Source organism: Mycobacterium sp. ML4 (genome assembly GCF_054515735.1).
Genome location: NZ_JBTNSY010000026.1, coordinates 15,319 through 32,983, shown reverse-complemented (window position 1 = coordinate 32,983; position 17,665 = coordinate 15,319). Strand labels below are relative to the sequence as shown.

Here is a 17,665-nt window from a genome sequence, read left to right as displayed (position 1 = left end):
ACTATGCGCCTACGCAGCCTAAAGGGTGTTACGTCCAACCGGCAGAATCAATGACCATGGCCCACGCCCGAGCCGGTCAGCCGGCCCAGCCCGAAGACCTCGTCGACCTGGCGCACCTGGTCACGGCGTATTACTCGCTGGCGCCCGATCCCGACGATGTCGCCCAGCAGGTGGTGTTCGGCACCTCGGGTCATCGGGGTTCGGCGTTGAACGGCGCGTTCAACGAGGCGCACATTTTGGCGACCACCCAGGCGATCGTCGAATACCGCGCGGCGCAGGGGACCACCGGGCCCTTGTTCATCGGCCGTGACACGCACGGCCTTTCGGAGCCCGCATGGGTGTCGGCGCTGGAGGTGCTGGCCGGAAACGGTGTCCCGGCGGTGGTGGACAGCCGCGACCGCTACACCCCGACTCCGGCGATCAGTCACGCGATCCTCACTTATAACCGGGGCCGTACCGAGGGACTGGCCGACGGGATCGTGGTGACGCCCTCCCACAACCCGCCGCCCGACGGCGGCTTCAAGTACAACCCGCCCAACGGCGGCCCGGCCGACAGTGCCGCGACCGGTGTGATTGCCAAGCGCGCCAACGAAATTCTGCGTGACCTGTCCGTCGTGCGGCGCGTGCCGCTGGCGCGAGCGCTGGGCTCGGTGCAGCGTCACGATTACCTGGGCGCATATGTCGACGACCTGGTCAATGTCGTCGATATCGACGCGATCCGGGACGCCGGCGTGCGCATCGGCGCGGACCCGCTCGGCGGGGCGAGCGTGGACTATTGGTCTGAGATCGCTTCGCGGCATCGCCTGGATCTGACGGTGGTCAACCCGCTGGTGGACGCGACGTGGCGGTTCATGACGCTGGATCACGACGGCAAGATCCGGATGGACTGCAGCTCACCCGACGCGATGGCCTCGCTGATCGCAAATAGGGATCGCTACCAGATCGCCACCGGCAATGACGCCGACTCCGACCGGCACGGCATCGTCACGCCCGACGGGGGGCTGCTCAACCCGAACCATTATCTGGCGGTGGCGATCGACTACCTCTACACCCACCGGCCGTCGTGGCCGGCCGGGGTTGGCGTGGGCAAGACGGCGGTGAGCTCGTCCATCATCGACCGCGTGGTGGCAGGGATCGGCCGGGAGCTGGTGGAAGTGCCGGTCGGATTCAAATGGTTCGTCGACGGATTGATCGGCGGGACCATCGGGTTCGGCGGTGAGGAGTCGGCGGGGGCTTCGTTCCTGCGGCGCGACGGCTCGGTGTGGACCACCGACAAGGACGGGATCATCCTGGCGTTGCTGGCCTCGGAGATCCTGGCGGTGACCGGTCTGACGCCGTCACAGCGGTATGAACAGCTGACCTCTGAGTACGGAGCGCCGGTGTATGCCAGGGTGGATGCGCCCGCCGACCGCGAGCAGAAGGCCCGTCTCGGGCGGCTTTCGGCCTCGGAGGTGACTGCCACCTCGTTGGCGGGGGAGCCGATCGTGGCCAAACTGACGACCGCGCCCGGCAATGGTGCGCCGTTGGGCGGGTTGAAGGTGACCACGGCCAACGCCTGGTTCGCCGCCCGGCCGTCGGGGACCGAGGACGTCTACAAGATCTACGCCGAGTCGTTTCTCGGACCGGAGCACCTGGCGCAGGTGCAGGCGACGGCGCGGGAGGTCGTCAACGGCGTGATCGGGTAGGAGTTGTCTGCTTGTAACTTGGTCACACCAGCGGCTTCGAGGAAGCGGTAAGCCGTTGGCGAACTCGATATTGCCGGCGACATCACGCGGTGCTCACCAGCGACTTTGAACGCGTGTGGCCGGTGGTGTAGCTTCGATGAGCACGACGGGGCTATGGCGCAGCTGGTAGCGCACCACACTGGCAGTGTGGGGGTCAGGGGTTCGAGTCCCCTTAGCTCCACCATGGTGATGAGTCGCGTCATCGATTACAGATTCCCGGCCGTCGGCCGGGTCTTTCGCTCTTTGATTCTGGATCAGTTGCAATAAGCGGGGACAGGCCCATCGCACCAATTTCGACCCTTCCCCGGCCTCAGCGATGCAGGTTCCACTGACCGCAATCCTCGGCAAGCACATCGTTGACGTCGACTTCTTGTCCTCCGACTTTGGGGCCTGGATTCGACGCCGTACTGACCACGCGCTGGTAGAGGACCGCGGCGGGGTCGATCTTGTTGCCGGACCAGGCTTTGGTCTGCCAGGCCCAGCGGTGGCCGGGGGTGCGCGAACTTCCGATGACCCCGTCGGCGGCCGCCCACTGGCACACATCGATACCGCCGTAGACACCGGTGCGCTGCACTCCCAGCACCGAGTTGATTCCGCGAAACCACTTCAGCGCCAGAGTGTTCCAGGTGTCGCGGTTGATGTCCTCGTCGATGGTGAAGTAGATCGGGGCGCTCTGTCCACCCCCCGCCGCGGTATGGAGCTTCCAGGCGGTGCGGGCATCCTCGACGCCGCCGGCGAACCCGCGCTTGAAGTCCGATTGCGCTGTCCCGCCCGGCTTGCCGTACTGGTAGTTGCTGACGATCATCAGCCCAGCTGCGGTCAGTTGCTCGGCGTAGGACCGGGTGATCGGCTTGGCGCCGAAAGACGAGCCGGGACGTGACAGCGAAACGTAGTTGATGACCCCGGAGTAGCCGGCAGCCTTGATGTGCTCCGCTGGAATTTGGTGCATGGCGAAGTCGATCAGTTTGGGTGGCGTGGCGGCCGCCGCAGGAACGGCGGCAATAGCCGATGCCGCAGACAGCCCCGGCAGTACCGACAGAGCGACGGCGTAGCGCAAGACGTCGCGCCGAGCAAGAGGGCGCGACGGCGGGACGCAGAATTGGAACGACAAGTCCTGCATCGCGTGATGCTAAGTATCTGCCTGTTGCTAACAGAAGTGGTGTTTGACAGCTGATACCAAATCGGTCCGTCCGGTTCACCGGACTGAGGCGACTGCTTCCCGCAGACCCCGGGTCGCCAGTCGGTCAGCGAGTTCGTTGTCGGCGACGCCCGCGTGCCCCTTCACCCAGAACCACTGGACTCGGTGCCGCGCGCAAGCCGCCTGGAGCCGCATCCAGAGGTCGACGTTCTTCACCGGCTGCTTCGCGGCAGTCATCCAACCGTTGCGTTCCCAGCCGAGAACCCACTTGGTGATGCCGTTCCGGACATAGGTGCTGTCGGTGTGGAGGTGGACTTGTACCGCTCGGGTCAGCGCCTCCAGCGCCATGATCGGCGCCGTCAGTTCCATCCGGTTGTTGCTGGTCGGAGTGGACTCACCGCCGTACATTTCGCGGACATGGTGGTTTTGGCGCAGCACCGCCCCCCACCCGCCGGGACCGGGGTTGGGTCTGCACCCGCCGTCGGTGTGGATGACGACGAGGTCCCGGACGTTGTCGACCATGCGCCGAGGATAGGCATTGCGTTACGCGATCGGCCGCGCGACTCGCAAGGACGTATCGGCCGGCGCTAAATCGGTTGAGGCGGTGGGATCTGCCGCTGACAATGGCTCGATGTTGGGTGTGCGGTTCGTGCGGCGCATCGATGGTTTGGCCTACGAGTTCGTCCGCCAGGGCGAGGCGCATGGTTTTCCGGCATTCCGTCGGGTTGACCGTGAGATCTGGTGCCTGCGATTGCCTGACTTCGGGTGGGTGGTCTGTGATGAATCCGGTGCGGTGTCGAGTCGGCCGTTTGGTGAGCCGGGGCACGGTGGCCTTCCCCCCGAAGGCGTATGGGTGAGTTTCAAGCGCGATCGCTCGTATGTGTATGACGCGATGCACCTGGCTGTTTAACAGTCCGGCCGTCGTCGATTCAGGACTCGGGACGCCAAAGTTCGACCGTGCTGGACGTACCGCGGGGCAGTTCGATTATTGCACCCATATCGACGGCCGGCGCCACACGGACCTCGCGATGATGGCGCTGGACGTTGCCGTAGGCGACATGTAGCCGATAGGCCGACGCGGATGTGGGAGAAGTTCTGCACCGCGATGCCAGGCGGTCGGTCCATTGCTTCCCTTCGAGACAGGTTGACGTTCTTGACCTTTCGTGGACATCGTTCGCGTGGCAAGCTCCGGCTCGATCCTCGGCTCAGTGCTGGGCGCGGATGCCGATGGTGGCGAGGGCTGTGTTCAGATCATCGCGATAGCGGACGCTCGACGACGGGGCTATCGGAACGAGCCGGTGACTCTCAGGCTGCTTTGCCGGCATGGGACGACGTCCACGCGCGCGGGACGGTTCGATGTACCCGGCTGCCCGCAATGCCATCAGGCAGCCGGTACCGAGCAACGCGCCGCCGAAGAACATGACACCAACCGAGATGTTTCGTCTCGCGGAAACAAGTGCATCACATTGAGCGCGGTAGTCGCTGAGTTCGTACGGTGCGCCAAAGCCGTTGTGCAGATCAAGATTAACGGCGTCTTCCCGCGCTGCACGGCGATGGTCCGGGTGAAATCCCGTACCACAGGCAATTGGTGAACCGCTGCGATCGACGGCCTGCAAAGACAGCGGCAACGTCAGCCCGAAGAGTGACCCGAGCACAGCCGCGGCGCCCACAACACCGAGTACCCACCTCACCGTGCAGCCCTCCGCTTCTGCAACGCGACTATTCCACGTGTGTTTACCCCTTGCGCAGGTTTTTACGCGTCGAAAAAAGGACGGGGAGATACAGGTCAGGGGCGCTCAGCGCCGAAAAGCTGCGCGATCAGAAGGTCGAGGCGGTCGGCGTCGAAGTCCGGACGTAGCCGGCGGGTGCGGCTGAGGCTGACCAGTCCGTGCAGCGCCGACCAGAGCACCTCGGCGAGGGTGGCCGCGTCTCGGTGCTCGGCAAGTGGTGCAACCACCTCGAACAGCTCGGTGAAAGATGCTTCCAATTCGGGCGGCGTGTCTTCGTGGGCGAAGTGCAGGGTGGTGGCACGGGTGAACATCGCGTCGTACAGGGCGGGATTTTCCCGGGCAAAGTCGACATACGCGCGCGCGAATCGTCTCAGCGCGTCGGTGGGGGTCATGGCGCCGGCGCGCGCGGCACGCAGTTTCGCGGTGAGCTCGCCGAACCCTTCGAGGGCGACGGCCCTTGCCAGTTGATCCATGTTGGTGAAGTGCGAGTAGAGCACGGGCTGGCTGTACTCGATCTCGGCGGACAGCCGTCGGGTGGTGACGGCGTCCCACCCTTCGGTTTCGGCCAGCCGGCGCGCGGTAGCGACGATCAGCCGCTGCCGTGCGGCGCGCTCACGCGTGCGACGGTCTTCGGCGGGCATACGCGACAATAGCACCGCTAGAACTCATAGCGCCGCTATTGACAGCCTCTGCCGTGCCTCCTAGCATCGCTAACATCCCTAGCGCCGATAAGAAGGAACGTTGGAATGTCGCTTACGCAGTTCGCTCAACTCGCGGCATTGATCGCCGTCATCGGTAACGCGGTGGTCTACGGCACGGACGTGTTCTGCGCGATCGTGTTGCGCCCGGCGCTGGCCCACGTCGACGACCGGGCACTGGCCGCGGTAAGCGGGTTCGTGTACCGCTACGGTGATCGGAGAATGCCCGTGCCGGGGGTAGTCGGCGTGCTTGCCGCCGCGTCAAGCGCCGCTCTCGCCGCACTGGCCGAGCGTTGGGCCCAGGCCGTCCCCGCCGGTCTGGCGGTTGTGCTGCTGTCGGTCTGGTTGCTGCTCTACATCCGCGTCAGTGCGCCGATCAATCGGCAGCTGACTGCCGCCGCAGATAACGCCCGGGTATTGCCCAATGTGCGCCGGCTGCAGGCTGATTGGGACCGGATAATCAACGCTCGTGCCGTCTTGCAGGGTCTGGCACTGGCCGCATTGTGCCTCGCCCTGATCGCCTGACTCCACGCGCCGATTCGCATCTGAAAGGATCGCTCCAATCATGACTGCGCGACCGAAAACCATAGGGCGACTGCTGATGCGCGCCGCGCCGATTATCAACGCGCCGGTAGCTGCCGTGGCCAGATCGCGACGCTTCGGCGGCCTGGTCAATCGCAACATCACGATGCTCAGTTACACCGGGAGGCGTTCCGGACGCCGATTCAGCATCCCGGTGGCGTATCGGCGCAGCGCGGACGCGATCATCATCAACACCAACCTGCCCGAGACCAAGACGTGGTGGCGCAACTTTCTCGGCGACGGCGGCCCACTCACGTTGCAACTCGACGGGACCGAACGGGCCGGGCATGCGGTAGCAACACGCGACGACAAAGGCCGGGTCGTCATCGTCGTGCGCCTGACCGACAGCCGCGGTCAGACGACCGCGTGACTGCCGATCGCGCGAGCGACCAACTTGCCGTCCTGAAAAACCTCCGCCTCCGAGGCGACAACGCGGCGACCGGCCTTGGTCGTGCGCGCCCTGCACGTCAGAAGCGTCCCGGCAACGGCCGGCCGCAGGTACTGGATCGTCAAGTCGAAGTGCGGAGCCGCAATACCATCACCAACTGCTGAGTGGACCGCCAGCCCGGTGCTGGTGTCCAGCAGGGCCGCGAGGAATCCGCCGTGGACGGTTCCGCGCTCGTTGCAATGCTGCGCCGTCGGCAAGGCCTCCACCACGGCGTCCTGCGCCTCGGACGGGACGTAGCGGAATCCCAGGAATTCAGCAAAGTGGCTCATCGCCAAACCTGTTGCGTCACTTGCGCTGCTGCCGGGCGGATTCCCGCACCGCTTCGGCCGCGTCGCGGAAGATCTGGCCGAAGTCGGGCACCCGGGCGCGCGCAGCCGGAAGCGAAGCCGTCGAACGTTGCGCTTCGGGCAGGTCGAGAACGAGCCACGCACCGAATTGATGGGGTTGCACACGCAGCAGCAGGGTGTCCAGTTCGTCCTCGAGCACCACGGGTACGGTCACGAACTCGCCAGGCTGTGCCTTATCGAGGCGCAAGCGCACGTCAGTCACATCGGCGTCCTCGGCGAGGCGCCACCGCAACTCCTGACCCGTGCGGTGGGCCGACGAGTACAGCACGAGATATTTCCCCACGAGACGAAGCGTAGGGCCTAGGGGCGAGGTAGCGAATCCCAGAACTCGGTCAGGACGGCCGCGCCGCGCGCCGGATCCTGCACCATCCACCAATGCCCGAGGCCCTCGAGGACCACCGTGCGCGCTCCGGCACGACCAGCCGCGCGGCGCCGCGTCGCTTCCCCGCCGATATACGGGTCGTCGGTCGCCAGCAACGAAAGCCCGGGCCGGGCCGCGGCGTTGGCCAGCGCCCGGCCGGCTTCCGCCATCGCCGGCTGCCGCGCCGAGCGGTAGAGCGCCAGAATCGCCCGGCCCATCGCCGGACCCTGCTCCCGCGCGATCGAGGTGGCGATGTCGGACGGTATGCCCAGCGCGCCCATTTGCGCGGCTCGGTCTTCGACGGTGCCGCCCAGCATGGTGTCGACGAGCTGCTCGCCGTCGCCTGGCGTCTGCCAGACCTGGGCCAGGTCGTGCCAGACGTAGTCCGGGTCGAACAGGCCGACGGCGTCGCTGGCCCAACTGCGGACCAGCTCCGGCCGGTGCATCACCACGTTCACCACATGGCCGCCACCCCAGTCGTGACCGACCAGGTCGATCGCCCCGCCGATACGTTCCAGTTCGTCCTCGAGCCAGTCGCGATAGGCCAGGTAGGTCGCCGGGAAGTGGTCGGGACGTGGTGCACCGAATCCGGGCGGTGAGAGTCGCACCACGTCCTCGCGCCCGAGGGCGTCGACCAGCGGACCCCAGATGGCATCGGTCTCCGGGTTGCCATGCACCAGAACGATCGACACGAAGCCTCCCTCATACGGTTCCGATTAGGTTTTACTCCCGACCCGCATTAGTCTTGCGCGCGGTCCGTCATCGACTCAGGAACACACCTATGCCTCTTCAGCCCACCCTGCGCCGCCCACATTCCCCGCGCAGGGGTCGTACCCAGCGTATGAACTGCATAACGGTTGGCCAGTGCTTCGACATCGACATCAGCCGTGACTCGGACGGATGGTTGATCCGGATACCCGAGGTGGACGGGATCGCCCGCGCCGGCCGTCGGTCGGCGGTCGAGCTGGCGGCCCGCCAGTGCATCGCACGCCGGACCGGCATCCCCATCGGTTACGTCGCCGTGTGGGTCGCAAACGAGACCGGCTAGCAGGCTCTGCCCGCCGTCAGATCTTGACGGTCAGCGGCCACACCTTCCAGATATCCTCGCAGTACTCGGCGATTGCTCGGTCTGAGGAGAACTTGCCGCTGCGGGCGGTGTTCAAGATCGACATCGTCGTCCAGGCATCACGGTCCAGCCACGCCGCACTGACGCGCTCCTGGCATTCCACGTAGGACGCGAAGTCGGCACATACCAGGAACGGGTCGTGGTAGCGCAGGTTGTCCACCAGCGGCCGGAACACCTGATGGTCGCCGTGCGAAAACGTCCCTCCGGCAATCAGATCCAGCACAGCGCTGAGTTCTGCGTTGCTGTCGATATAATCCGCCGGGCGATACCCGCCCGCCTTGAGCGCTTCGACCTCTCCGACGGTCAGACCGAACAGGAAGAAGTTCTCCGGTCCCGCCTCCTGACGAATCTCGACGTTGGCCCCGTCGAGCGTGCCAACCGTCAGGGCGCCATTGATCATGAACTTCATATTGCCGGTGCCGGAGGCTTCTTTACCGGCCGTGGAAATCTGCTCGGACACATCGGCGGCCGGATAGATCAGGTGCGCGTTCTGGACGTTGAAGTTCGGGATGAAGGCGACTTTGAGGTACCTGTTGACTTCCGGGTCGTTGTTGATCGTCTCGGCGACGGCGTTGATCAATTTGATGATCCGCTTGGCCAGGAAGTATCCGGGTGCGGCTTTGCCGCCGAAGATGAAGGCTCGCGGGGGAATCGACAGGCCGGGATTCTGCTTGAGCCGGTAGTAGAGCGCGACGATGTGCAAGACGTTGAGATGCTGGCGCTTGTACTCGTGAATGCGCTTGACCTGGATATCGAAGATCCACTCGGGATTCAGTTCGACACCCGCTGCGCTGCGTACGAACGACGCCAGGCGCGCCTTGTTGGTGCGTTTGATGTCCCGCCACTGCTGGCGCAAGGACGAGTCGTCGACGAACCGTTCGAGGCCACGCAGCCGGCCCAGATCGGTCAGCCACCCCTCGCCGATGGTGCGGTCCAGCAGTTCTCGCAGTCCGGGGTTGGCCAGCGCCAGGAATCGCCGAGGCGTGACACCGTTGGTCTTGTTGCTGAAACGCTCCGGCCACATCTCGTAAAAGTCTTTGAGCACACTGTCTTTGAGCAGTTCGGTGTGCAGTGCGGCCACGCCGTTGATCGCGTGGCTGCCCACGGTCGCCAGGTGCGCCATCCGGACGAACTTGGTGTCGTCCTCACCGATCAGCGACATCCGGCGGACCCGGTCGTTGTCACCGAGGAACCGGATGCGCACCTCGTCGAGGAACCGGCGGTTGATCTCGTAGATGATTTCGAGGTGACGGGGCAGCGACTCGCCGAACATCTCCAGCGGCCAGGTTTCCAGCGCCTCGGGCAGCAGTGTGTGGTTGGTGTAGGCGAAGGTGGCCACCGTGATGTTCCACGCCTCCTCCCAGTCCAGATGACGCTCGTCGATCAGTAGCCGCATCAGCTCCGCGACCCCGATGGACGGGTGAGTGTCGTTGAGCTGCAACGCGAATCGTTGGGGGAGTTCGCGCACCGAGACGTCGGCCAGATCGTCCATGATGTGCAGCACGTGTTGCAGCGAACAGGATACGAAGAAGTGCTGCTGCAGCAGGCGCAACCGTTTGCCGGCTTCGGGCTCGTCATTGGGATAGAGCACCTTGGTGACCGTCTCGGAGGTGACCTCGTCCTCGACCGCTTTGTAGTAGTCGCCGGTGTTGAACGCTTCCAGCGCGAACGACTTCACCGCGCGGGCGCTCCACAGCGTCAGCACGTTGCAGGTGTTCACGCCGTATCCCTGGATGGGGGTGTCGTAGGCGACGCCTTTGAGCATCAGGCCGGGCACCCACCGGGCGCGCTCCCGGCCCGCGTCATCGGTGTGGTGCTCGACGTAGCCGCCCCACTTGACCAAGTAGTTGACGTCGGGTTTGGCGATCTCCCAAGGGTTACCGCTGTCCAGCCAGTTGTCGGTCTGCTCGACCTGCCAACCATCGTGAATCTCCTGATCGAAAATGCCGAACTCGTAGCGGATTCCGTAGCCGATCGCCGGACGCTCCAGGGTGGCCAGCGAATCCAGGTAGCACGCGGCGAGGCGGCCCAGACCGCCGTTGCCCAGGCCCGGTTCCTCCTCGCAGGCCAGCACCTCGTCATAGTTCTGGCCCATCGCCGACAGCGCTTGTTTCGCAGCTCTTTCCATGCGCAGGTTCAGCAGGTTGTTGCCGAGTTGGGGACCCATCAGGAACTCGGCGGACAGGTAGCAGGTGACCTTGCGGCCGAGGTCGAGCGAGACCTGTGTCGAGGCCACCCGGCGGTCCTGCATGCGGTCGCGCACCGCCAGTGCGAGTGCCTTGTAGTAGTGCTCGGGGCGCAGCGCCGCGGCCGGGCGGCCGATCGAATAGCGCAGATGATCGCTGATCGCGCGTTGCAGCGCGGCCGCACCCATCCCCGTCCGGGAGTGCTCGATCAGTTCGGCCCGACCCGGGCCGCTGGCCGGCATTTCGTCGGAGGGGGTCTGATCGACATCAGTCATCGTTAGTCTTACTCCCTAGAGGTCTCGCACGGATGCGCCCAGAGACGGGCAGGCACGTCAGTCTGGCAGCGATGTTTGCACAACCAACGCGCTAATGCCTTCCGAAACATGAACAGCAGGCTATGTACTCGCTAAGCATCCCCGGCGGCGCCCGCAGCCTTCACCCCGAGTCTCACGCTACGATGAAAAACATGGCGAAAAGGGTGCTGACCCCTGGGCCGCGCGACGAACGTGGCGTGCTGCAGGCGCGAATCCTCACCGTTGCCAGGCAGGAATTCGCCGTCCACGGCTGGGCCGGCACCACGATCCGTGCCGTCGCGCGTGCCGCCGATGTCGACCCGGCCCTGGTGTACCACTACTTCGGGTCCAAGGAGCGCCTGCTTGACGCGGCCACCGATCCGCCGGCGAAATGGCTGGAAACGGTTGCGCGGACCTGGGCCACGCCGCGCGATGAATTGGGCACCCGACTGGTTCGTAGCGTTCTCGGCGCCTGGGCCGACGACGACATCGGTCCGGTATTGCGCGCCGTGGTCCTGACAGCGGCACACGACGACCGGACCCGGGAAAAGTTGCGAATGGTGGTGGAGCGCAGCCTGATCGGGGGGTCGACGCTGGGAACCGACGAGACCGACCGGCTCCGGCGCAGCGGGCTGATCGCCAGTCAGCTGATCGGTCTGGCTCTGATCCGTTACATCTGGCGCATCGAACCTGTCGCCTCGATGTCCGACGACGAGCTGGTGGCAGCCATCGCGCCCAACGTCCAGCGTTACATCGACGGGGAACTGACCGCCCCGGCCGATGGCTATTCCAGCGCGGCGCCCTAAGCGCGGGAGGACAACCGAACCATCGTCGGCACCGCCCGACCCCGCTATGTCCTAGAGGACTGCTCCACCAGGCCGCTCAGGACCGCGGGCAACGGATCCCGGTGCACGACACCGAGGCGCTGGGTTGCGCGGGTGAGCGCCACGTAGAGTTCGGCGGCACCGCGCGGGCCGGTGGCGAGGATGCGCTGCGGATCCACCACCAGCACGGCGTCGAACTCCAGGCCCTTGATCTCCGACGGAAGGACCGCCCAACGGACTCCAGGCGGTCCGATGACCACGCTGGTGCCCTCGCGCGATTCTTCTTCGCGGACGAATTCGGCTATCGCCGAATCTAATTCGTCGTGCTCGACGTGCCGCGCCCACGGCCGGACGCCGCACGCGCGGACCGATTCAGGCGGTGCAACCTCCGGCGCGAACTCGGCCAGCACCGCCGCGGCGACCGACATGATCTCCGCCGGCGTGCGGTAGTTCACCGACAGCGGGCGGTACACCCAACGGCCCGGCACATACGGCCGCAGCATCTCCTCCCAGGACGTCGCTCCGGCCGCCGAGCGACGCTGCGCGAGGTCGCCCACCACGGTGAAGGACCGGGCCGGACAGCGTCGCATGAGCACCCGCCAGTCCATTTCGGACAGCTCCTGTGCTTCATCGACCACCACATGCCGATACGTCCAATTCCGATCCGCCGCAGCACGTTCGGCAAGTTCACGCATGTCGCGCTCGACGAACCTGTCGGCCAGCTCCTCGCCGTAGAGAAGGTCCTGGGCCAGCAGCTGGTCCTCGTCGTCCATCAGGTCTTCGCGGCTGACCATGAGGTCAAGCACGCCGGCCGCATACGCGGCTTCCTCCGCTTGTTCCTGCTCGGCGGCACGCCGGGCGCGCTCGGTCGTGACCTTGTCGACGCCCAGCAGGTCGATAAGTTCATCGAGCAGTGGTACGTCCGACACCGTCCACGCGTCGCCCGGCGCTCGCAGCAATGCCGGGTCGGCACCGGCCGCTCGTAACCTCTCGGGACACTCGAGCAGCGAGGACAACAGGGCTTCTGGCGTCAGGATCGGCCACAGCTCGTCGAGCGCGGCGACGAAGGCGTCGTTGTCCGCGAGTTCCTCGATGAGGTCGGCACGCAACGCCTCCCACGCGCCGGTGTCCGAGCGGGTCAGCCAGCCGCGGCCGATCTTGGCGATGGCCCGTTCGGTCAGGGTCCACGTGACGATCTCGGTGAACACGGCGCGCGCCTCGTTATGTGGAAGCTTGCTGCCCCGCGCTTCTTCTCGGGCCCATCGCGCGGTCTCAGCGTCGATGCGGACCTCGACGTCGGACAGTGTGATCGGAAGCGGATCCTGCGGCAGCCGCTGCCGGTCGCTGATGGCCGCGGCCAGTACATCCAGCATCCTCAGCGAACCCTTGAGGCGTACGACGGCCGACTCGTCCTCAATGGTGACGTGCAGGCCGGGCACCAGATCGCAGGCGGTCATGAACACCACGGTGGACTCGCCCAGCGACGGCAGGACGCGGCTGATGTGGTCCAGGAACGCCGCATTCGGTCCGATCACCAGCACCCCGTGCCGTTCCATGCGCTCCCGCTGGGTGTAGAGCAGGTACGCGACGCGGTGCAACGCCACCACTGTCTTGCCGGTGCCCGGGCCTCCCTCGATCACCAGCACGCCCGGGTGATCGAGTCGGATGATCGCGTCCTGTTCGGCCTGGATGGTCGCCACGATGTCACGCATGCCCTCGCCGCGCGGCGCGTTGACCGCTGCGAGCAGGGCTGCGTCACTTGAACTTTCACGCTGGTCGCCGTCGCCCGGACGGCCCAGGACCTCGTCGGAGAAACCGACGACGCGACGACTGTGGGTGCGGAACTGACGGCGGCGCCGGACACCCTCGGGCTGGGCCGCGGTGGCCGTGTAGAACGGACGAGCCGCCGGCGCCCGCCAGTCGAGCAGCAGCGGTTCGTACTCGTCGTCCTCATCGAGCAGCCCGATCCGGCCGATATAGGTCCGTTTTCCCGAAACATCATCCAGCCGGCCGAAACACAGTCCGTCGTCAGCGACGTCCAACCGTTTCATCCGCCGGGCCAGTGCCCGCACCTCGACATCGCGATCCATGGGTGTTTCGCCGTCGCCCCGCAGGGCGGCGCTGTACCTCGCTGTCGCCCGCGCCCGTTCGTCGTCGAGCCGCGCGTAGAGGCCGGTGACGTAGTCCTGCTCAAGCCGCAGTTCCGCGTCGTATTCCGTGGTCGTTCTCGGCAATTCACTTCCCCCAATTCAGGGCTTCGCTCCGGTGCCCCGTGTCCGGCCAGCCATTGTGCGGCATGACCCTGGCCTTGCCGCAAGCCCCGGGTGCCGCTATATGGTGGAAGGGGCACCTGCTCCCGGGCATCGTGGCCAGGGCGTCCGCGAGCCGGGTCGACGGGCTGTGGGCAAAGGCGACGAGTTCGGCGAACACCGCCAAGACCTGGGCCATCGCGGGGGCGGTCCTGGCCGGGCTGATCCTGTTGTCCTGCCTGGGCCGACTGGGCTCTCACGTCTCCTGAGAATCGGCCGCGGCCAACCGGGCAATGGCATCGGTCAGCGCCGCAACGGTCAGAGGGGTACCGGTGGCCAGCGGATGCAGCATCGCCCCGTCGAGAAAGACGGCGATGGCGTCAGCGGCCCGGCGTCCGACGCGCGGTTCCAGCAACCCGACGACACCTTCGTTCCAGATCCGCGCCAGCGGCCGCAACTCGGCGTTGTAACTGGCCGCCAGGTACAGCTCGTTGAGCGTCCGGTACCGGTCGTGGTCGGCCAGATAGTCGGCGGTGAGTTTTGCAAGGGTGCCCGGCAGGTCACTGCCTGCGTCCAGTTCGCGCCGCCACTGTTCCAAGTACTCGGCCGAGGCGGTGGCTGCGTGCCTCAGAGCCGCTTGCCGCAGCTCGGCAAGATCGCTGAAGTAGTAGGTTGTCGAGCCCACTGGCACATCCGCTTCAGCGGCCACCAACCGATGCGTCAGCCGGCCCAGGCCGCGGCGGGCGATCACCCGGCCCGCGGCCTCCACGATCGCCTGCCGGCGACCGGCGGGGTCGCGGGGACGACGTCCCGGCACCGGCTGATCAATCAATGGGCACCGCCCAGGTTCAAGGTGACCACCCCGGTGATGATCAGTCCGACGCCGATCAACTTCGCCGCCGACAACGGTGACCCGAGAAAGGCCACGGCGATGAATACGATGACGGCTGTCCCGATCGCCGACCAGAGGGCGTAAGCCACGTCGGTCTGCATGCCGCGCGCGATGGACAGCGCCAACAGAGCGAATGAGAAGGCATAGCCGAGCAGGCACACCACCGTCGGCCACAGGCGGGTGAAACCGTCGGTGCTCTTGAGCAGACTGGTCGCCGCCACCTCCGCGAAGATTGCGATCAACAAAAACAGATAAGCCACGAAACCTCTCCTTGTGCACAAACGTACATGTACAAATGTACACTAAGGATTGCCGCAGTGCGCTTCGGCCCGGTCAGTCACCCCAACGGCCGAGCGCGGCAAGTTGCTCGAGCCTGGTGATTCCGGTGTCGTGACGCTCGCGCAGCACCTCGCCGGCCATCGTGTAGGGCAGCGCCGCCTCCGGACTGCGTTGTGCCTGTGCCACGATCGCGTCCATCAACGACTTCGCCATCGACAGGCGCGGATAGCGCGCGTGGATTTCCACCGCCGCGTGGTCGTCGATGAAGTCCGCGTTGCGGCCGAAGTCGATGCCCACGCCGCCGTTGACCAGGTAGCAGATCGGTCCCCGGCGCTGGGCGATGCCGAACGAACTGTGCAACGCAATCGCTTCCCATACCGCATCCACCACCGCGCGGTCGCAACCGTTTTCGGTCAGTAGGGTGGCGGCCAGGTCGGCGCCCTCGATCTCGAAGCGTTGGGTGCCGGCGGCGGCCGTGCCGGCTCCGAGGTCGTGCAGGACACAACCCAGGAACAAGGTCTCGCTGTCGAAATCGGTGCCGGCGCGCAAACCTTCGTGCGCGGCCAGCAACTCGCCGAACAGATAGCTCCGCACGCTGTGGTTGAACACCGGGGTCGATTCGGTGGATCGCGCGAAATCAACTGCGGCACAGGCGACTTGTGAGTCGATCGGTTGCATGCCGTCGAGCTTAGGGGCTGCGGCAAGGTTGTCGTGAGTGGCGTAAAGGACATCGATCCCACCGATTCGGACGTGGCGCCGAGCGACCGTAACGTTGAAGGCATGCAGAACGCTCTCAATCAGCGCCTGGCCGGTGCATCGCCGATGGTGATCAGTGTGTTCCGGGTGGTCTATGGCATGCTCTTCGCCGGCTACGGCTCGATGATCTTGTTCGACTGGCCCGTGTCATCCGGGCATCCGGTCCAGCTCGGTGAATGGCCGGGCTGGTACGCCGGGGTGATCGAACTCGCCACCGGGCTGTTGATCGCGGCGGGACTGCTCACCCGCGGCGCGGCATTCGTGGCCTGCGGCCAGATGGCGGTCGCGTACTTTTGGATGCATCAGCCGCTGGCTCTGTGGCCCGTCGGTAATCCCCCCGAGGGCAACGGCGGGACGCCGGCCATCCTCTTCTGCTTCGGCTTTCTGCTGCTCATCTTTCTGGGGCCGGGGCGCTACGCCGTCGGCGCGTCAAGTCGCCTGCGGCTCAGATGATTCCGCCCGCGCGCTCACTGCAGTAGGTCCGCTTGGGCAGCGGAAAGGTGACCGTGCGCGTGCCCGACGGACAGGCCGACGTGTCGATCGTGTTGTCCAGCCGTTTGATGATCCGAACAACCGATCCACCGGCGCCGCAGCTCGCCACCCGGATCGTCTCGCCGTTGTGGTCAGACGAATAGCACTGGCTGACGAGCAGATTGGGGATGAAGCAGCGCCGAGAGCCGTCGTGTTCCACGGACAGGTATGAGCTGTTGTCGAGCTTGCCGTCCGGGCAGTTGCCGTTGGAGTCGGCCGTCGCGGCGTACTCCAGCACCGCTTCGGGTTTGCGGCAGTTGGTGGACTTCCAGTGCTGGTTGTCCAGAATCTCGTTGGTGAAACAGTCGCCCACCGCCAGCCGGGAACTGCGGCCGGCGACCAGGGCCACCGTGCCGATGGCGCCGATTGCGCTCACCGCGAGCAACACCACGCCGGTGACGATCAGCGCGCCGCCAGACCTGGGTGGGGGTTGGGGTGTCCAGGGCGGCGGCCCGTATCCACCGGCATACCCCGGATACGCGGGGGGATAGCCGACAGGTGGCTGGTGGCGTGCCGCCGAACGACTGCGCAATCCGATGATGAGCAGGGTGAGGCCGACCGCGGTGAACACCAGCGCACCGGCGACTCCGAGATACATGACAGTCATGACGCTTCTTTCCGCGTCCGCATCAGCTGTCCAGGTTGGTGCTGGTAGTGAGCTCTTCCCAGGCCGCGATCTCGGTCGCGCGCCGCTCGGCGATGTGCCGATAGGAGAACAGGGCGTCCTCGCCCAGTAGCAGGAAGGTGGGGGGCTCGTCGGACTCGACCGCAGTGATGATCGCCGCGGCCGCCTTGGTGGGGTCCCCGGCCTGATTGCCGTGCATGGAGTCGTTCTCCTTGCGGCGGCGGCCCGCGGTGTCGGCGTAGTCGGCGATGACGGCGGATGACTGGGTCAGCGAACGTCCGGCGAAATCGGTACGGAACGCCCCCGGTTCGATGACGGTGACCGAAATGCCCAGCGGCGCAAGCTCACCGTGTAGCGCACCGCTCATTGCTTCGAGGGCGGCTTTGGCAGCCGCGTAGTAGCCCGATCCCACCGGAGTCAACTGGACGCCGATCGAGGAAATATTCACGATCGCGCCGGCCCGGCGCTCCCGCATGCCCGGCAGCACAGCTTTGATCATGGCGACGGCGCCGAAGAAGTGCGTTTCGAACAAGGCGCGGACGTCAGCGTCGTCGCCCTCTTCGATGGCGGCCCGATACCCGTAGCCGGCGTTGTTCGCCAGTACATCGATTACGCCGAACCGCTCCGTGGCCTGCTGCACGGCCTTGGTGATCTGCTCAGGCTCGGTGACGTCCAGAGCCACGGCCAGCGTGCGGTCGGACGCAGTGCCGGCCAGTTCGGCAACTTTCGTGACGTCGCGTGCGGTGACGACGACATTGTGGCCAGCGTCGATAACCGCTTGGGCGAGGGCCCGTCCAAGGCCAGTCGAACAACCGGTAATGAGCCAGGTCGACATGGACAGGATTCCTTCCAACGGCGCTTAAGCCAGTAGGCGGA

General features: G+C 65.8%; 22 protein-coding genes and 1 tRNA gene. 9 read left to right on the top strand and 14 right to left on the bottom strand.

The features are described from left to right. Window positions 1-56: 56 nt before the first annotated feature. Both pgm and ACX9NE_RS24275 read left to right on the top strand, forming a co-directional pair. Window positions 57-1,685, top strand: a complete 1,629-nt coding sequence (pgm, locus tag ACX9NE_RS24280) for a phosphoglucomutase (alpha-D-glucose-1,6-bisphosphate-dependent) (RefSeq protein ID WP_459364175.1) — start codon at window positions 57-59, stop codon at window positions 1,683-1,685. A 147-nt stretch (window positions 1,686-1,832) separates the two neighbouring features. Next, a tRNA-Ala gene (locus tag ACX9NE_RS24275) sits at window positions 1,833-1,908 on the top strand. A gap of 126 nt (window positions 1,909-2,034) precedes the next feature. Here the strand turns inward: ACX9NE_RS24275 and ACX9NE_RS24270 are convergent. Beyond that, entirely contained in the window at window positions 2,035-2,844 is an 810-nt protein-coding gene (locus tag ACX9NE_RS24270; RefSeq protein WP_459364176.1) for a DUF1906 domain-containing protein, read from the bottom strand. A gap of 75 nt (window positions 2,845-2,919) precedes the next feature. Beyond that, complete coding sequence (gene rnhA / locus ACX9NE_RS24265) at window positions 2,920-3,384, bottom strand: ribonuclease HI (RefSeq protein ID WP_459364177.1); 465 nt, start codon at window positions 3,382-3,384, stop codon at window positions 2,920-2,922. Between the two features lie 16 nt (window positions 3,385-3,400). Between rnhA and ACX9NE_RS24260 the strand changes: the two genes are divergently transcribed. Further along, the gene (locus tag ACX9NE_RS24260; protein ID WP_459364178.1) at window positions 3,401-3,772 is read left to right on the top strand and encodes a hypothetical protein; all 372 of its coding nucleotides are present in this window, start codon (window positions 3,401-3,403) and stop codon (window positions 3,770-3,772) included. A gap of 295 nt (window positions 3,773-4,067) precedes the next feature. Here the strand turns inward: ACX9NE_RS24260 and ACX9NE_RS24255 are convergent, their stop codons facing one another. Beyond that, a complete protein-coding gene (locus tag ACX9NE_RS24255; RefSeq protein ID WP_459364179.1) occupies window positions 4,068-4,532 on the bottom strand; it encodes a hypothetical protein in 465 nt (154 codons plus the stop codon). 116 nt (window positions 4,533-4,648) lie between these two features. Beyond that, window positions 4,649-5,233 (bottom strand): TetR/AcrR family transcriptional regulator, encoded by a 585-nt coding sequence (locus tag ACX9NE_RS24250; RefSeq protein WP_459364180.1) that lies wholly within the window; start codon window positions 5,231-5,233, stop codon window positions 4,649-4,651. Window positions 5,234-5,338: 105 nt separating this feature from the next. Here ACX9NE_RS24250 and ACX9NE_RS24245 point away from each other — a divergent pair, with 105 nt between their 5' ends. Next, the gene (locus ACX9NE_RS24245; protein WP_459364181.1) at window positions 5,339-5,815 is read left to right on the top strand and encodes a DUF1772 domain-containing protein; all 477 of its coding nucleotides are present in this window, start codon (window positions 5,339-5,341) and stop codon (window positions 5,813-5,815) included. Window positions 5,816-5,855: 40 nt separating this feature from the next. Continuing rightward, a complete protein-coding gene (locus ACX9NE_RS24240) occupies window positions 5,856-6,242 on the top strand; it encodes a PNPOx family protein (protein WP_459364182.1) in 387 nt (128 codons plus the stop codon). Here the strand turns inward: ACX9NE_RS24240 and ACX9NE_RS24235 are convergent. From ACX9NE_RS24235 to ACX9NE_RS24225, 3 genes are read right to left on the bottom strand one after another with little or no spacing between them, the layout of a single operon-like run. Further along, window positions 6,227-6,589, bottom strand: a complete 363-nt coding sequence (locus ACX9NE_RS24235) for a PaaI family thioesterase (protein ID WP_459364183.1) — start codon at window positions 6,587-6,589, stop codon at window positions 6,227-6,229. The genes ACX9NE_RS24240 and ACX9NE_RS24235 overlap by 16 nt on opposite strands. Window positions 6,590-6,605: 16 nt before the next feature. Beyond that, window positions 6,606-6,950, bottom strand: a complete 345-nt coding sequence (locus ACX9NE_RS24230) for a hypothetical protein (protein ID WP_459364184.1) — start codon at window positions 6,948-6,950, stop codon at window positions 6,606-6,608. 17 nt (window positions 6,951-6,967) lie between these two features. After that, window positions 6,968-7,720, bottom strand: coding sequence for an alpha/beta fold hydrolase (locus ACX9NE_RS24225; RefSeq protein WP_459364185.1), 753 nt, complete (start codon window positions 7,718-7,720; stop codon window positions 6,968-6,970). A gap of 149 nt (window positions 7,721-7,869) precedes the next feature. On the opposite strand from ACX9NE_RS24225, the gene ACX9NE_RS24220 reads away from it, so the two are divergent. Next, on the top strand, window positions 7,870-8,076 hold the full coding sequence (locus tag ACX9NE_RS24220; RefSeq protein WP_459364186.1) for a long chain fatty acid-CoA synthetase Faa4p: 207 nt from the start codon (window positions 7,870-7,872) through the stop codon (window positions 8,074-8,076). A gap of 16 nt (window positions 8,077-8,092) precedes the next feature. On the opposite strand, the gene ACX9NE_RS24215 is transcribed toward ACX9NE_RS24220, so the two are convergent. Continuing rightward, the gene (locus tag ACX9NE_RS24215) at window positions 8,093-10,582 is read right to left on the bottom strand and encodes a glycogen/starch/alpha-glucan phosphorylase (RefSeq protein WP_459364209.1); all 2,490 of its coding nucleotides are present in this window, start codon (window positions 10,580-10,582) and stop codon (window positions 8,093-8,095) included. Window positions 10,583-10,806: 224 nt separating this feature from the next. Here ACX9NE_RS24215 and ACX9NE_RS24210 point away from each other — a divergent pair, with 224 nt between their 5' ends. Beyond that, entirely contained in the window at window positions 10,807-11,439 is a 633-nt protein-coding gene (locus ACX9NE_RS24210; protein ID WP_459364187.1) for a TetR/AcrR family transcriptional regulator, read from the top strand. A 44-nt stretch (window positions 11,440-11,483) separates the two neighbouring features. On the opposite strand, the gene helR is transcribed toward ACX9NE_RS24210, so the two are convergent. Then, window positions 11,484-13,691 (bottom strand): RNA polymerase recycling motor ATPase HelR, encoded by a 2,208-nt coding sequence (helR, locus tag ACX9NE_RS24205; RefSeq protein ID WP_459364188.1) that lies wholly within the window; start codon window positions 13,689-13,691, stop codon window positions 11,484-11,486. Between the two features lie 62 nt (window positions 13,692-13,753). Between helR and ACX9NE_RS24200 the strand changes: the two genes are divergently transcribed. Then, window positions 13,754-13,975, top strand: coding sequence for a hypothetical protein (locus ACX9NE_RS24200; RefSeq protein ID WP_459364189.1), 222 nt, complete (start codon window positions 13,754-13,756; stop codon window positions 13,973-13,975). Here the strand turns inward: ACX9NE_RS24200 and ACX9NE_RS24195 are convergent. The 3 genes from ACX9NE_RS24195 to ACX9NE_RS24185 form a co-directional block, all read right to left on the bottom strand. After that, the gene (locus tag ACX9NE_RS24195; RefSeq protein WP_459364190.1) at window positions 13,963-14,523 is read right to left on the bottom strand and encodes a TetR/AcrR family transcriptional regulator; all 561 of its coding nucleotides are present in this window, start codon (window positions 14,521-14,523) and stop codon (window positions 13,963-13,965) included. The genes ACX9NE_RS24200 and ACX9NE_RS24195 overlap by 13 nt on opposite strands. Before the next feature lie 11 nt (window positions 14,524-14,534). After that, a complete protein-coding gene (locus ACX9NE_RS24190; RefSeq protein ID WP_459364191.1) occupies window positions 14,535-14,858 on the bottom strand; it encodes a DMT family transporter in 324 nt (107 codons plus the stop codon). A gap of 73 nt (window positions 14,859-14,931) precedes the next feature. After that, entirely contained in the window at window positions 14,932-15,555 is a 624-nt protein-coding gene (locus ACX9NE_RS24185; protein ID WP_459364192.1) for an HD domain-containing protein, read from the bottom strand. 102 nt (window positions 15,556-15,657) lie between these two features. Between ACX9NE_RS24185 and ACX9NE_RS24180 the strand changes: the two genes are divergently transcribed. Next, window positions 15,658-16,086 (top strand): DoxX family protein, encoded by a 429-nt coding sequence (locus ACX9NE_RS24180; RefSeq protein WP_459364210.1) that lies wholly within the window; start codon window positions 15,658-15,660, stop codon window positions 16,084-16,086. Here the strand turns inward: ACX9NE_RS24180 and ACX9NE_RS24175 are convergent. Beyond that, on the bottom strand, window positions 16,079-16,771 hold the full coding sequence (locus ACX9NE_RS24175; protein WP_459364193.1) for a hypothetical protein: 693 nt from the start codon (window positions 16,769-16,771) through the stop codon (window positions 16,079-16,081). The genes ACX9NE_RS24180 and ACX9NE_RS24175 overlap by 8 nt on opposite strands. Window positions 16,772-16,793: 22 nt before the next feature. Then, window positions 16,794-17,624: an oxidoreductase gene (locus ACX9NE_RS24170; protein WP_459364194.1), complete on the bottom strand. Its 831-nt coding sequence runs from the start codon at window positions 17,622-17,624 to the stop codon at window positions 16,794-16,796. Between the last annotated feature and the right edge of the window lie 41 nt (window positions 17,625-17,665).

Excerpts from the sequence above, each read along its gene's own strand:
- ACX9NE_RS24240 (WP_459364182.1), top strand. The coding sequence starts at position 5,856 with ATGACTGCGCGACCGAAAACCATAGGGCGACTGCTGATGCGCGCCGCG.
- ACX9NE_RS24220 (WP_459364186.1), top strand. The coding sequence starts at position 7,870 with ATGAACTGCATAACGGTTGGCCAGTGCTTCGACATCGACATCAGCCGT.
- ACX9NE_RS24170 (WP_459364194.1), bottom strand. The coding sequence starts at position 17,624 with ATGTCGACCTGGCTCATTACCGGTTGTTCGACTGGCCTTGGACGGGCC.
- ACX9NE_RS24185 (WP_459364192.1), bottom strand. The coding sequence starts at position 15,555 with ATGCAACCGATCGACTCACAAGTCGCCTGTGCCGCAGTTGATTTCGCG.
- ACX9NE_RS24215 (WP_459364209.1), bottom strand. The coding sequence starts at position 10,582 with ATGCCGGCCAGCGGCCCGGGTCGGGCCGAACTGATCGAGCACTCCCGG.
- ACX9NE_RS24270 (WP_459364176.1), bottom strand. The coding sequence starts at position 2,844 with ATGCAGGACTTGTCGTTCCAATTCTGCGTCCCGCCGTCGCGCCCTCTT.
- ACX9NE_RS24245 (WP_459364181.1), top strand. The coding sequence starts at position 5,339 with ATGTCGCTTACGCAGTTCGCTCAACTCGCGGCATTGATCGCCGTCATC.
- rnhA (WP_459364177.1), bottom strand. The coding sequence starts at position 3,384 with ATGGTCGACAACGTCCGGGACCTCGTCGTCATCCACACCGACGGCGGG.
- ACX9NE_RS24235 (WP_459364183.1), bottom strand. The coding sequence starts at position 6,589 with ATGAGCCACTTTGCTGAATTCCTGGGATTCCGCTACGTCCCGTCCGAG.
- pgm (WP_459364175.1), top strand. The coding sequence starts at position 57 with ATGGCCCACGCCCGAGCCGGTCAGCCGGCCCAGCCCGAAGACCTCGTC.
- ACX9NE_RS24175 (WP_459364193.1), bottom strand. The coding sequence starts at position 16,771 with ATGACTGTCATGTATCTCGGAGTCGCCGGTGCGCTGGTGTTCACCGCG.
- ACX9NE_RS24200 (WP_459364189.1), top strand. The coding sequence starts at position 13,754 with ATGACCCTGGCCTTGCCGCAAGCCCCGGGTGCCGCTATATGGTGGAAG.
- ACX9NE_RS24180 (WP_459364210.1), top strand. The coding sequence starts at position 15,658 with ATGCAGAACGCTCTCAATCAGCGCCTGGCCGGTGCATCGCCGATGGTG.
- ACX9NE_RS24210 (WP_459364187.1), top strand. The coding sequence starts at position 10,807 with ATGGCGAAAAGGGTGCTGACCCCTGGGCCGCGCGACGAACGTGGCGTG.
- ACX9NE_RS24250 (WP_459364180.1), bottom strand. The coding sequence starts at position 5,233 with ATGCCCGCCGAAGACCGTCGCACGCGTGAGCGCGCCGCACGGCAGCGG.